The 384-nt window shown below is 40.4% G+C and carries 1 pseudogene; it reads left to right on the forward strand.

What is annotated here, in order from left to right:
• Positions 1 to 265 (forward strand): annotated as a pseudogene (locus D0T87_RS23825) (hypothetical protein); the annotation flags it as partial.
• Between the last annotated feature and the right edge of the window lie 119 nt (positions 266 to 384).

Consider the following 384-nt stretch of genomic DNA (forward strand, 5'->3'; position numbering starts at 1 on the left):
TGTGGATGATATAAAGAATGCCCAAATCGGCGAAGATGGCTACATCACCATACCTGAAGCATGTGCCATGTTCAACGTTGATCGAGATACAATTTATACGCAAGGCAGTTTCGGGTCGAGTTACCTGAAAGGGGTGAAGTGTGCGTTGTCTGTTCTGGGGGTGTGCATATCATCGGGCCATAAGTTAATAAAACAAGGTTCACCTTCGTTTCTTTTCAGAAAACACCCCTTATTTGCTATTATATATACGCGAAAAATGATGTAAATATATTTGCACTATATATAAGGCAAGTTGAAACAGGCTTCATCTATCCGCGAAAGGTACCATAAAGGGTATTGGTTGCAACTGTATTTGTATAAAGACCTGGAATACCTTTTCCAGAG

Source organism: Bacteroides sp. 51, from assembly GCF_010500965.1.
Taxonomy (GTDB): domain Bacteria; phylum Bacteroidota; class Bacteroidia; order Bacteroidales; family Bacteroidaceae; genus Bacteroides.